The sequence below is a fragment of the Floridaenema aerugineum BLCC-F46 genome (assembly GCF_041929345.1).
In the GTDB taxonomy this organism is placed as follows: Bacteria; Cyanobacteriota; Cyanobacteriia; order Cyanobacteriales; family Aerosakkonemataceae; genus Floridanema; species Floridanema aerugineum.
In genome coordinates this window covers 1-12,798 of record NZ_JBHFNQ010000098.1, presented here as the reverse complement: position 1 = coordinate 12,798, position 12,798 = coordinate 1, and the positions used below count along the sequence as shown (strand labels likewise).

Below are 12,798 nucleotides of genomic sequence, written 5' to 3'. Positions count from 1 at the left end.
GTACAGAGTTTTGAGTTTTCCCCATCAATTCGTAGGGTGCGTTAGTGCAACGTAACGCACCATATTTAATTATAGTTACACACTAGAAAGAGGGTTTCTAATTTGCTTAATTCGTAGGGTGCGTTAGTGCAACGTAACGCACCATATTTAATTATAGTTACACACTAGAAAGAGGGTTTTGATGATTAATTTGCTTAATTCGCAGAATCACTCCTAAAGTTATTTGTTTCATGATCCAATACAAAATCGTCAAAACTATAAACATAACAGTCATGATTATTATGGGTCGTTTACCAATCAAATCATATATGAGACTATTAATTAAATCAGGCAATTCAGTAATTATGTGCCAACTGTTAAATCGGAGAAATCTTCCTAAATAAACACCTATAGCAGAAAGGGCATGAATTACCAATTCAGCCATAACAATCTGCTTTTGTTGCCAACCTTTGCTTTTTAAGAATTTGGCTAAGTTAATTACAGACAACACATAAGCGCTAAACCCAATCAGTGTAAATAGAAAATATTGGGGAAACAGCACTAAAAGAATCATTAATAAAGAATCATTTTCTTTGATGTTTTCTACCAAATGAATTAAATCGGTTAAAACGTAGGGAGCATTAGGTAAAAAAACCATAAAAACTAGAAATCCTATGAACCATAAAAGGGTTATTAAATTAAATTTAAAAGCTGAAACTCGAAGTAGATTAAACAGAATTATACTTAAAGCTAACGGTATCAAGGCTAAAAATAAATTCCACGCCATCCAATCGAAGTTTTCTAAGAAAAGTTGCCAAGCAGAATGAATTTGATTAGTAAGTGCGGAGATCATAGTTTAACTTGTTCCCAAAAGTTACCATCAATTATTCTAGATCCCTGACTTCTTGCAGAAGTCGGGCATCTGAACGGTTCTTATAAGTAAATTTTATACTCTAACTATATTGACAATCATATAACCATACAGTTATAAATACATACAGCACGGCAAACGCTGTGAACATTCATCAACAAATAAAGCATTCATCTTTCAGGAGATATCAATTTCATGTCAACTTCTGTAGTCAGACCTACAGGCGATCGCCTGTGGACTCGGTTTTGCAATTGGATTACCAGCACCGAAAATCGGCTGTATATTGGTTGGTTTGGGGTGTTGTTGATTCCGACGATGCTAACGGCTGCGATCGCCTTCATTCTTGCCTTTATTGCCGCACCTCCAGTGGATCTGGATGGCATCCGGGAACCTGTGTCTGGTTCCTTGCTGTACGGTAATAACATTATGACAGCAACGATCGTCCCAACTTCGGCGGCTGTAGGCTTGCACCTTTACCCAATGTGGGAAGCCGCTTCTTTGGATGAATGGCTCTACAATGGTGGCCCATACGAATTAATTGTCCTGCACTTTTTAATCGCGATTTTTGCTTACATGGGTCGGGAATGGGAATTAAGCTATCGTTTAGGGATGCGTCCTTGGATTGCCGTAGCCTTCTCTGCACCTGTAGCAGCGGCAACTGCGGTGTTGTTGGTTTATCCGATCGGACAAGGCAGTTTTTCTGATGGTTTGATGTTGGGAGTTTCTGGTACTTTCAACTTCATGATTGTTTTCTCCGCAGAACATAATATTTTGATGCACCCATTCCATCAATTAGGTGTAATTGGTGTGTTCGGTGGAGCGCTATTTTCCGCAATGCACGGTTCTTTAGTAACTTCTAGTTTGATTCGGGAAACAAGTGAGAACGAATCTACTAATTACGGTTACAAATTCGGTCAAGAGAAAGAAACTTACAATATCGTAGCTGCTCATGGTTACTTGGGTCGCGTACTCTTCCAATATGTAAGTTTTAATAATGGCCGATGGCTCCACTTTGTCCTCGCAGCTTGGCCTGTTGTAGGTATTTGGTTCGCGTCTTTGGGTATTTCGACAATGGCGTTTAACCTCAATGGTTTTAACTTCAACCAATCAGTACTTGATGCTGAAGGTCGAGCAATTAATACCTGGGCTGATATTCTTAACCGAGCTAATTTGGGAATTGAAGTAATCCACGAACGCAATGCTCACCAATTCCCTCTAGATTTGGCTTCTGTTGATCTGCAACCTGTAGCTTTAACTGCGCCTGCAATTAACGGATAAAGTCCTCTTTTTGTCAGCAGCTTCTCTTTAATTTGTTACCCTGATTCTTGGCGGTTGCAGCTAACAGCTAAAGTCAGGGCTTTTTTTATTTACTTGTATTATTTATTACTGATTTCCAAAAATACAGGTAGCCGGACTGAGTTACTGTTGTTTAGGCAATACCTACCATACAATAATTAGATCGTCAAAACTTAGACACCATTTCACACTTAATAGTGTAATTTAATACCCTAATCAATGAAAAACCAATTTTTTACTGTTGCCGCTCAAACTGTTAATTAGTTCAATTCTCGTATCAAGGTTTTTATTCTCATTGTCTGGCAGAAATGTATCAGCCGCTACTTTTTCTCCCAAAAATTCAGGAGAGCCGGATTTTGCGCCAAAAGGTCTGGAAAACTTGCACTTGTTTACGCAAAAAAGGCGCTTTCACCATTGCCTTTCTTACTTTTTACTTTTATTCAGCAAGCCCTAGTTACTTAGAAATGAGCGATCTCATGTCCGGCTGCTCAACCATAATATCTTTATTGCCAAACTCTGTAGAGAAGTTATATATAACGTCTCTACATTATGGGTAATCACTAACGCGCCCAATCAGTAATTTTCCAAATGTAAATAAATAAGACTCCGCAAATTATCGCTCCTAAATTCCATTTCACTGAGTTCTTAATTAGTTCAATTCTCAGATTACGACGATTAATTTCTGACTGGGTTTTGGCGTTGGTTTGTGCTGTGGCGATTTCGGTTTGAAGGCGATTTCGCAGTTCTTCGGGATTTTTGATGTCTGGAGTTTTCCCTTGACGATTTAAGCTGGTGAAAAGATTGTTAATATCTTGTTGGGAAGTGGCTTGATTTAGCCGATCGTTAATTTGTTGTAGTTGGCTTAACTGTTGGGAAAGTAGATTATTGATCTGGGCATTATTATTAGTATTCAACCGCAATGTATTGTTGAAGCCTAAAGGAACAAGTAAAAAATAAGCTATACCCACTACTAGAGTAGTTGAAGATAAAACTCTTAAAATATGTTCCTCAAAGTCTTTGCGAAATTCATCTTTGGCGTAAAATACCAATGCTAACCCAATTAAAGGAACTGGTGATTTTTCAACTAATTGGCTTAACATTTGAAATTCCCAAGCTGGGTTGGTGAAATTTGGGGGAATGAAAATAATAATGTAATCAATTGCTGCTAAGGCTAATATTCCATAGCCAACTATCCGAAGCAGTGCAATAGAACGCCATTGATAAGGTGACAAGTCTTGCATTGGTTTATTTTAAGCTAATTTCAGTTGTTTTTTAATTAAAAAAATGCTGTTACTCTATTTTGACTGTTCTGGTTCTTTTTGGATTAAGGATTTACAGAAAGCCGCAAATAGCAACAGGGGAATTGTAGAAAAAATTTGGGCTTTATCGGAGTGCAGGAATTCAAATACTGCATAATTATGAGCCGCCATATAACTCATGATGGCAATACGAATTCCGTTAACAAAAATGACGATCGCGATCGCTCCCACCGGAACCAATATTTTATGTATTAACTTGGTGGGAAACATGACTAAAAACAACAATCCTAATTGTAACATCCACAAAATAGTTAAAATTCCCGAACAATTTGGCCCTACCCAAATTGATTTGATCGGTAAAATTATAAATTCTCCTTGTCGGGTAACAGCAAATCCCAAATACCAAAGAATAAAGGTAGAAAATTGCGCGAGTAAAGTTGTAATACCAAAAGTTTGATTAATTGGTTTAATTAATGCTTCCAAGGGAATTGCTAACCCTAGTAATAGCATTAATTCTACCCAATATTGCTTGATTCCTTTAATCCCTGATGCCAAAATAGCTAAAGCAAAAGCTGTAATTAAGGGCAGTAATCTAATTACATATTCAGGAGTTGGCAAGATACATTGAAGGAAAATCCAAATGATAATTATGAAAGCTAAAGTCTGAGAAAGGCGATCGCTCTTTAACCTTAAATCCTTCCATCTTTTTTGAATGCGTAAATAAATCGCACTTGTAAACAAAATCGTGGTGACAACTAAATTTATTAATCCCGCTTGCCAAGCTGAATTTAAAGTTAAAGCAACTAAGAAACTTCCAAAAATTAACAACAATATTTTGCCAATTTGGAAGTTGCTTAATTTACCAAAGTATGATCTCATTTTTGGCGATTCTTCAGATAATTCATGGTTGTAAAAGTAGCCAGAAACACAATTGTAATAATTGAACTCTAATTAGTCAAGTTTTTTCTTGATTAGAAAAATCTCCGAAAACTTTCTTCAGTCTTTACAAGCGGAGCAACAAGACATTAGGTGGGTTAAGCTGTCGATTATGCGATCGCTCTCCATTGGGATAATCTCATTTCCGTGCAGCACTTCTTGGGACAGCGTAAAATGAATTAATGCTCCTAAAAATATTCGGGCTGTGGCTTCTGGATCGGGAATATTTAACTCTGGATGATCGGCTAAATATTGGCTTAATGTTTCTAATCCAGGTTTGGCAATATTATTCACAAAAGTTCTCGCTAAATTGGGAAATCTCGCTGATTCTCCAATCACTAACCGCACAAAAACCATATACTCTGGATCGCTAGACATTTGATAGATTAATGCTGTGGCTAACTGCCGTAAAAGTATTTTTGGCTCCTCACATAACGATAAGCTTCCCATAATTAGCTGAAACTTTTTTTTCGCTAATCTCTCCACCAAAGTAACAAATAACTCTTCTTTGTCCTGAAAGTGGCTGTAAACTGTCGCTTTGGATACTCCCGCTGTCTTCGCTACTCGATCCATGCTGGTAGCGGTGAAGCCTTGCGCTAAAAACTCTTGCATCGCGCCTTGAAGTATTTGCTCTCTCTTATCTTTGACTTCTTCTATTGGTGCGGCTTTACTGACTCTTTTACTCATCCTTTCCCCACTGGTAGTTACTAGCATTCTTAATCATCCCACCTTGTTTATTATCGGAATTTTTTCCGGGGTACTTGACTACATTATACTAAACCGTTTAGTATAGCAGTAACAAAACTAAACGGTTTAGTTCTTAAGCTAATCATGTAAGAGGTGCCAAATGCTCGTAGATTCGGGTAAATCCAAGTCTGGGTTAGGCTGGCTAGAAAAATTACTTCCTAAAAATGCTTTGGTAATGGCTACCGCAGCCACATTGTTAGTTAGTGGGACTAGTGCTTACACAATTTGGCGGTTTCAGTCTTCCGAGTCAGAAACTTCCCAAGCGCCAGTGGTGGTAGTTCCCCAAATCAAGGTAGTGACGGCTTTAGGACGTTTGGAACCGCAAGGGGAAGTTTTGACAATTTCTGCGCCTGCGTCTGCGGAAGGTAGTCGGGTTGAGCAACTGTTGGTGAAACAGGGGGATAGGGTAAAGGCGGGACAGGAGATTGCGATTTTGGATAGTCGCGATCGCCTAGCTGCATCTTTACTGCAAGCGCAAGAGCAAGTAAAAGTAGCACAAGCTAATTTAGAGAAAGTGCTAGCGGGAGCGAAAAAAGGCGAAGTTGAAGCCCAAAAAGCCACAATTGCCCGAATTTCCGCCGAAAGAGAGAATGAAATAGCTGCACAAAAGGCGACAATTGCCCGAATTAATGCGGAACGTGAGAGCGAAATTGCAGCGCAAAGAGCAACAATTGCCCGAATTAATGCGGAACGTGAGAGCGAAATGGCGGCGCAAAAAGCGACAATTGCGCGGTTAGAAGCGGAACTTCGCAATGCTCAAACGGAGTATAAACGCTATGAATTGTTATATAAAGATGGGGCAATTTCTGCCTCGGCTAAAGATAGTAAAAATTTAACCTTAGCGGCTGCACAAGAAAGAGTGAAAGAAGCGCAAGCTAATTTAAAGAAGGTTGAGGCGACGAAGTTTGAGCAATTAAAAGAAGCGGAAGCTAACTTAACCAAAATTACTTCCGCAAAAGCCGAACAATTAAATGAAGCCGAAGCTAATTTAAGGCGAATTTCTGCGGGGAAACAAGAACAAGAAAACGAGGCGAAAGCGACTTTAGAAAGAATAGCCGAAGTTCGCCCAGTCGATGTGCAAATTGCTAAAGCCGAAGTTAGTCAAGCCGAAGCAGCAGTGAAAAGGGCGAAGGCAAATTTAGAAACTGCTTATGTGCGATCGCCCCGTGATGCTCAAATATTGAAAGTTCATACAAAAGCTGGAGAATTAGTTAGTAATGAAGGCATAGTAGAACTGGGAGAAACCCAGAAAATGTATGCAGTTGCCGAAGTTTACGAAAGCGACATTAACAAAGTCAAACTTGGGCAAAAAGCACGAGTGAAAAGCGACTCTTTAACCGAAGAATTGCCCGGAACAGTTGAGCAAATTGGCTTACAAGTCAAAAAGCAAAATGTAATTAACACCGACCCTTCAGCAAATATCGATAACCGAGTTGTAGAAGTAAGAATTCGCCTAGATGACGCAGCAAGTCAAAAAGTTTCTGGATTAACTAATTTACAAGTGAATGTGGAGATTGAATTATGATCGGTTTTATCCAACAAATACGCCGCCGCACACCTTTAGGTTGGTTACAATTAACGAAACAAAAAAGCCGTTTATTAGTCGCAATTTCAGGAGTAGCTTTTGCTGATGTTTTAATGATGATGCAATTAGGTTTTCAATCAGCTTTGTATGAAAGTAACACCAGATTGCATCAAAACATAAATGCGGATTTAGTATTAATCAATCCCCAAGGTCGGAACATGATTAATATTTCTACTTTTCCCCGCAGACGATTGTATCAAGCAATGAGTGTAGAGGGAGTCAAATCAGCCGATCCATTATATGTAAATATCGCCAATTGGAAAAACCCTGAAACGCAAAAGGAAACTAACATTTTAGTCTTAGGCTTTAATCCCAATACACCTGCTTTCGATTTGCCAGAATTGCAGCAGAATTTAAATAAGATTAAAATGCCAGATACGATGTTATTCGATGAAGCGTCGAGAGGAACATATCAAGAAACAATTGCCAAAGTTTCCCAAGGTCAAACCGTTAATACTGAGTTAGAAAGACGCACAATTCACATCAATGGATTATATAAAGTTGGCGCTTCTTTTGCTGCTGATGGCAGTTTAATGACCAGCGATCAAAACTTTTTGATGTTGTTTCCCAGAAAGTCAGCTTCTAGCGTTAGTATTGGCTTAATTCACTTACAACCAGGTTATAATCCTCAGCAAGTTGCTACATCTTTAAAAGCTTATTTGCCGAATGATGTCGAAGTATTAACGAAGCAAGAGTTTGTCGAATTTGAAAAGAATTATTGGTCTACAAATACTGCGATCGGTTTTGTGTTTAGTTTAGGCGTAACAATGGGATTTTTGGTAGGTGTAATTATTGTCTACCAAGTCTTGTCAACTGATGTGAACGATCATATCGGAGAATACGCCACTTTCAAAGCAATGGGATATAGTCATGCTTATTTTTTAGGTGTGGTATTTGAAGAAGCAGTAATATTAGCAGTTCTGGGATTTTTTCCGGGAGTAACTGTTTCCATAGGATTGTATCACTTAACGCGAGTTGCTACAAATTTACCCATGTATATGACCATTGCTAGAGCTTTACAAGTGCTAATTTTAACGATGGTAATGTGCGGTATTTCTGGCGTAATTGCTACTCAAAAACTACAAGCTGCCGATCCTGCTGATATGTTCTAATTAGGGGTTAAAAAAATGTTAGAATCACGAGTTATTGATATTAAAAATCTCGCTCATTTCTTCGGTCAAGGTCAACTGAAAAAACAGGTACTTTTCGATATTAATTTAGAGATTCAAGCGGGAGAAGTTATCATTTTAACAGGCCCTTCTGGATCGGGAAAAACTACTCTTTTGACTTTAATTGGTGGGCTACGTTCTGTCGGTCATGGTAGTTTAAAAGTGTTAGATAAAGAGTTGTGTAATGCTTCAGCAAAAGAGTTAGTGGAAGCGCGTCGTCGCATTGGTTATATTTTCCAAGCACACAATTTACACAAGAGTTTAACGGCGCAACAAAATGTACAAATGGGATTGGAATTGCATCGGGAATATTCGGTGGGGGAAATGCGATCGAAATCCGCCGAAATGTTAGAAGTTGTAGGTTTGGGAAATCGGATCAATTACTACCCGGAGGATTTGTCTGGGGGACAAAAACAACGGGTAGCAATTGCGCGGGCTTTAGTCAGTCATCCGAAAATTGTTTTAGCTGATGAACCGACTGCTGCTTTAGATAAAAAGTCGGGTCGAGATGTGGTGAATTTGATGCAAAAGTTGGCTAAGGAACAGGGTTGTACTATCTTAATGGTGACTCATGATAATCGGATTTTGGATATTGCCGATCGCATTGTTCACATGGAAGATGGACAGTTGTCTAATGCTAATTTGCAGTTAGTTACTGCTGGGTAGCAGAGATTTTTTTTTGAACCGCAAAGGACGCAAAGGACGCGAAGAAAGAAGAAAGAAGAGAGAAGAAGAATTTATGTTTTCATCTGCTTTCATCTGTGGTTAAAAAAAGATCTCAAACCTCAGACTTAGTTGCTAAATCCATCTTACTTTCATTTTGTTGGCGAATTTTGGCATAAATTTTATAAATTGCCACAATCACCAAAGTTAACGCCACAAGACTAGCAATAGCTGAATTTACTGGCAAACTTTGTTTGAAAACTGCTAATAAAATGATCGCCAATAACAAAACTGTCGGAACTTCATTTAAAATCCGAAATTGTTCGCTTTTCCAAGTAGATGTTCCTGCGGCTAATTGTTTCATAATCCGACCGCAGTAAAAATGATAACCGATTAAAACGGCGACTAAAAGCAATTTAAAATGTAGCCAAGGACTTTTTAAAACTTCGGGTTCTGTGAAGATAATTGCGATCGCCATTGATGCTGTTACTACCATTCCCGGTGTGGTAATAATCTTGAAGAGGCGTTTCTCCATGATTTCATATTGTTGCTTGAGAATTGTTTTTGCAGGTTCCGGTTTTTCCTCTGCTTCAGCATGGTAAACAAACAGACGCACTATATAAAACAACCCAGCAAACCAAACAACAATTCCTATTAAGTGAAATGTTTTAAACCAAAGATATGCCATGACTCATTTCCTGCAAAAGTCTCGACCCAATATTTTAGCATTGTGGGTGGTGTTGCGATCGCACTGAGATCCCCCATTATCCCCCTTAATAAGGGGGACTTAAACTAAATTCTTGTTCCCCGTAAATTGCTCGATCGCACGGAGATCCCCCATTATCCCCCTTAATAAGGGGGACTTAAAACTAACTCTTGTCCCCCTTGTTTCGCCAGACTGAAAACCCCCTCTTGTTCCCCCCTTATTAAGGGGGGTTAGGGGGGATCAAGCTTCTGTAGCAAATTGCGATTAAATTGCTCTAGAAAGTAGGTTTTCGGTTCTTGGTTTAGTATGAGTGTCAAAGACGATCGCAATATTTCGCACTAACAACCTTCCCATCGATGTAATCTCAATCCGATCGGCAGATACCTCCACTAACCCATCTTTTTCCAAAGGTTTTAACGCTGCTAATTCTGACGCAAAATAGCTATCGAAGTTGATATTATATTTCGCCTCAATCATGGATTTTTCCAACTGGAAATTAGACATAATTTGCATAATTACATCGCGGCGCAAAATGTCTACAGGACTAAGTTTAAATCCGTGATTTACTGGTAAACAACCAGCATCAATTGCTTGGTAATATTCCTTCAAAGTTTTCTGATTTTGCGCCAAAGTATCTTCCAACATACTAATAGAAGTCGCGCCAAAACCAAACAGATCGATTTCTGGTTTAGTTGTATAACCTTGGAAGTTGCGTTTTAAGGATTTTTGTTGTTGTGCGATCGCTAATTCATCATTCGGTTTAGCAAAGTGATCCATCCCAATAAACACATAACCATTATTGGTAATTTCTTGAATCGTCATTTGCCAAATTTCCAGCTTTTCCTGCGGTTTTGGTAAAGCAGCTTCCGGGATGTTTTTCTGTACAGGTTTCATCCAGGGAACATAAGCAAAATTAAATACTGCAATTCTGTCAGGATCTAATTGCACTGTCTTTTTAATTGTATCCTTAAAGCTAGACAAACTTTGGAAAGGTAAACCATAAATCAAGTCAACATTCACACTTTCAAAACCCGCATCTTTAATCCATCCCATCGCTTCAAACAGCATTTCTTCTGGTTGTACCCGATTCACTGCTTCTTGCACTTGGGGATTAAAATCTTGAATCCCAAAACTAATTCGGTTAAATCCTAGCGACTTTAAGAAGAAAATATAATTTCTATCTACATATCTGGGATTAATTTCGATCGACACCTCTGCATTTGTATCCAACTCAAAATGACGATTGATCTTTTCCCAAAGTAATTCAACTTGTTCTAAAGATAAATAATTCGGTGTACCACCGCCCCAATGCAATTGTAAAACCTTTCGGTTAGAGTCAATCAAATTAGAGGTAAGTTCGATTTCTTTAAATAAATATTCTAAATATTTATCAGCAATTCTCTTGTTATTAGAAACAACTACATTGCAACCGCAGAAATAACAAGCACTTTGGCAAAAAGGTAAATGAAAATATAGCGATAAAGGCGTATGACGAGAATTAGAAGCTTCTATTGCTTGGCGATAATCCAACTCGGTAAAATCTTTGCTTAACTCCGTTGCAGGTGGATAACTAGTATATCGCGGTGTAGGATTGTCGTATTTTTTGATTAAATCGAAGTCAAAACTTACATCTCGTAGGGAAAATTTCATTTACCTTGTCTCCACAATTAAGCAATAAGTAATAATACTGGTGCAGTTCTCAGGTGGTAAAATAGCCTGCGAATAAACATTTAACTTTAAATCGCTAATTAGTTATGAATTGCTTAATAATTTTTAATATTTAATTTAAATCGGAAAAATTCGCCAAAATATGATATATAGCCACAGATGTAGAGACGTTTCATGAAACATCTCTACATTTTTAGTACGGATAAATCTAAAAGTTATGATTGCTAACAACCATCAATCATGAACAGAACCATCTGGCATAATTGCGCCTGTTAAATTAGCATCAGTTAAGATAGTTCTGGTTAAATCTGCGCCTAATAAATTAGCTTTTTGTAAATTTGCTCCTGTCAAATCAGCATAGCTCAAATCTGCACCTTGCAAAAGGGCTTCGCTAAGATCTGTGTGATAAACTTGCTCCTTTTTCCAAGTTGCTAAATTAGCGCGACAAAGTTTAGCACCATCCAATTTAGCTTGACTTAATTGCACTCCATTTAAGTGAGCATAACTAAAGTCTGCATCACTCAAATTTGCACCTTTTAAATCCGTTATTTGATGGGAAGTAGGACGAAAATCGGCTTCAAACAAAATAGCTTTAGCTAAATTTGCACTACTCAAATTACAACCACACAAACAAGCTTTGGCAAAATTTGCTTGTTCTAAGTTCGCTTTAATTAATATTGCACCACTTAAATCTGCTTCGCGCAATTGTGCTAAAGAAAGATCAGCTTCTCTTAAATCTGCACCCCAAAGAATTATTTCACTTAAATTTGCTTGACGGAGGTTAGCTTGAACTAGATTTGAGTGTCCTAATCTAGCTTCGCGCAAGTCACTATTGCTGAGGTTAGCACTGTGAAGATTAGCATCCACCAAGTTAGCTTCCCGCAAATCAACTCCGGCTAAATTTACTTCAGCAAAATCTCTTTCCTCTGCTGCATATCGTCTCAGCAGTTCATCGACATCCATAATTTTTCAGCTGTTATCTTTATGTGCGTTTTGTATCATGACATAATTTTGTTAAAAATGTTCTAACAGTTTGATTAAACTTTTCTGGTTCCACTAAAAATGCCCAATGATTTCCCGGAACTTGACAAATTTGTAAATTTTTGAGAAAAGTTTTATAAGGTTGTAACTGCCAATCAAAGCGATTTACACCTTTTTCTGGCTGGATAAATAAGGTGGGAAGATCGATCGCACTAACAAACCCCGGTTCCAACATTACTTCATCAAAAATACCATCCCGTGCCGCAACTGTAAATTTACTAAGCCAAGTTCCATCAGCTTTTTGCATAAGACTTTCTTGAAAAATTTGCTGTTGTAAAGGTGTCCAACCTTGATATTGATTTAATAATTTTGCCTGTGCAACAGCAGCTTCATAAGTCGCAAATGGGCCCATACCTTTTAAAAAAGGCAAAACTTGATATAGAATTGGAAAAGTTAACTTAACTAAGCTGGGAAATTTCCAAATAAAAATCGGATCGACTAAAATCATACTGCGAAAACGTTGGGGATTTTTTCTCGCCCAAATAGCCGCTAATTTCCCAGTCCAAGAATGACCTAAAATATGAGCACTTTGCCATCCTAAATGATCCATTAATGCTTCTAAATCTGCGATCGCACTCTCAAAACTATAATCCTTTTCCGGTTTACTACTCTCCCCATGTCCCCGCATATCCGGCGCGACAACATGAAATTCATCAGCTAAATCATCACCCAAAATTGACCAAACCAAAGCATGATCCGCCAACCCATGCAATAATAAAACAGGTTCCTTTCCTTGATTCCATTCTAAATAAGAAAGTTGAATCTCCGAAGTTGATAAACTTTGACGTACAGCCATTTTTCCCCACTTTTGTAGATTTTCCCAAATTAACCTTAAGTACGTTGTTGCGCTTCAGCGCTAATAAGAGCGCTGAAGCGCA

At 38.2% G+C, this 12,798-nt stretch carries 12 protein-coding genes; 4 read left to right on the top strand and 8 right to left on the bottom strand.

Annotated elements, in window-relative coordinates:
• Window positions 1–157: 157 nt before the first annotated feature.
• The gene (locus tag ACE1CC_RS12605; RefSeq protein ID WP_413270783.1) at window positions 158–832 is read right to left on the bottom strand and encodes a DUF1361 domain-containing protein; all 675 of its coding nucleotides are present in this window, start codon (window positions 830–832) and stop codon (window positions 158–160) included.
• A 213-nt stretch (window positions 833–1,045) separates the two neighbouring features.
• Between ACE1CC_RS12605 and psbA the strand changes: the two genes are divergently transcribed.
• Complete coding sequence (psbA, locus tag ACE1CC_RS12600) at window positions 1,046–2,128, top strand: photosystem II q(b) protein (protein WP_413270782.1); 1,083 nt, start codon at window positions 1,046–1,048, stop codon at window positions 2,126–2,128.
• A 578-nt stretch (window positions 2,129–2,706) separates the two neighbouring features.
• Here psbA and hpsJ-A read toward each other — a convergent pair.
• The 3 genes from hpsJ-A to ACE1CC_RS12585 form a co-directional block, all read right to left on the bottom strand.
• On the bottom strand, window positions 2,707–3,387 hold the full coding sequence (hpsJ-A, locus tag ACE1CC_RS12595) for an HpsJ-like protein, cyanoexosortase A-associated (RefSeq protein ID WP_413270781.1): 681 nt from the start codon (window positions 3,385–3,387) through the stop codon (window positions 2,707–2,709).
• A 54-nt stretch (window positions 3,388–3,441) separates the two neighbouring features.
• Window positions 3,442–4,284 carry a cyanoexosortase A gene (gene crtA / locus ACE1CC_RS12590; RefSeq protein WP_413270780.1) on the bottom strand — a complete coding sequence of 281 codons (843 nt, stop codon included), beginning with the start codon at window positions 4,282–4,284 and terminating at the stop codon, window positions 3,442–3,444.
• A gap of 117 nt (window positions 4,285–4,401) precedes the next feature.
• Window positions 4,402–5,028 carry a TetR/AcrR family transcriptional regulator gene (locus ACE1CC_RS12585; protein WP_459563837.1) on the bottom strand — a complete coding sequence of 209 codons (627 nt, stop codon included), beginning with the start codon at window positions 5,026–5,028 and terminating at the stop codon, window positions 4,402–4,404.
• 160 nt (window positions 5,029–5,188) lie between these two features.
• On the opposite strand from ACE1CC_RS12585, the gene ACE1CC_RS12580 reads away from it, so the two are divergent.
• Genes ACE1CC_RS12580 through ACE1CC_RS12570 form a run of 3 tightly spaced genes read left to right on the top strand, consistent with a single transcriptional unit; the run spans window position 5,189 to window position 8,508 of the window.
• Window positions 5,189–6,613, top strand: a complete 1,425-nt coding sequence (locus ACE1CC_RS12580) for an ABC exporter membrane fusion protein (protein ID WP_413270778.1) — start codon at window positions 5,189–5,191, stop codon at window positions 6,611–6,613.
• Window positions 6,610–7,785 (top strand): ABC transporter permease DevC, encoded by a 1,176-nt coding sequence (gene devC / locus ACE1CC_RS12575; RefSeq protein ID WP_413270777.1) that lies wholly within the window; start codon window positions 6,610–6,612, stop codon window positions 7,783–7,785. The genes ACE1CC_RS12580 and devC overlap by 4 nt, the downstream gene beginning before the upstream one ends.
• 15 nt (window positions 7,786–7,800) lie before the next feature.
• Window positions 7,801–8,508, top strand: coding sequence for a DevA family ABC transporter ATP-binding protein (locus ACE1CC_RS12570; RefSeq protein ID WP_413270776.1), 708 nt, complete (start codon window positions 7,801–7,803; stop codon window positions 8,506–8,508).
• Between the two features lie 112 nt (window positions 8,509–8,620).
• Here ACE1CC_RS12570 and hemJ read toward each other — a convergent pair whose 3' ends face one another.
• The 4 genes from hemJ to ACE1CC_RS12550 all read right to left on the bottom strand — a co-directional run bounded on the left by hemJ (window position 8,621) and on the right by ACE1CC_RS12550 (window position 12,716).
• Window positions 8,621–9,193, bottom strand: a complete 573-nt coding sequence (gene hemJ, locus ACE1CC_RS12565) for a protoporphyrinogen oxidase HemJ (protein WP_413270775.1) — start codon at window positions 9,191–9,193, stop codon at window positions 8,621–8,623.
• A 282-nt stretch (window positions 9,194–9,475) separates the two neighbouring features.
• On the bottom strand, window positions 9,476–10,861 hold the full coding sequence (gene hemN, locus ACE1CC_RS12560; RefSeq protein ID WP_413270774.1) for an oxygen-independent coproporphyrinogen III oxidase: 1,386 nt from the start codon (window positions 10,859–10,861) through the stop codon (window positions 9,476–9,478).
• 252 nt (window positions 10,862–11,113) lie between these two features.
• Window positions 11,114–11,842 carry a heterocyst differentiation pentapeptide repeat protein HetL gene (hetL, locus tag ACE1CC_RS12555; protein WP_413270773.1) on the bottom strand — a complete coding sequence of 243 codons (729 nt, stop codon included), beginning with the start codon at window positions 11,840–11,842 and terminating at the stop codon, window positions 11,114–11,116.
• Between the two features lie 19 nt (window positions 11,843–11,861).
• Window positions 11,862–12,716: an alpha/beta fold hydrolase gene (locus ACE1CC_RS12550; RefSeq protein ID WP_413270772.1), complete on the bottom strand. Its 855-nt coding sequence runs from the start codon at window positions 12,714–12,716 to the stop codon at window positions 11,862–11,864.
• Between the last annotated feature and the right edge of the window lie 82 nt (window positions 12,717–12,798).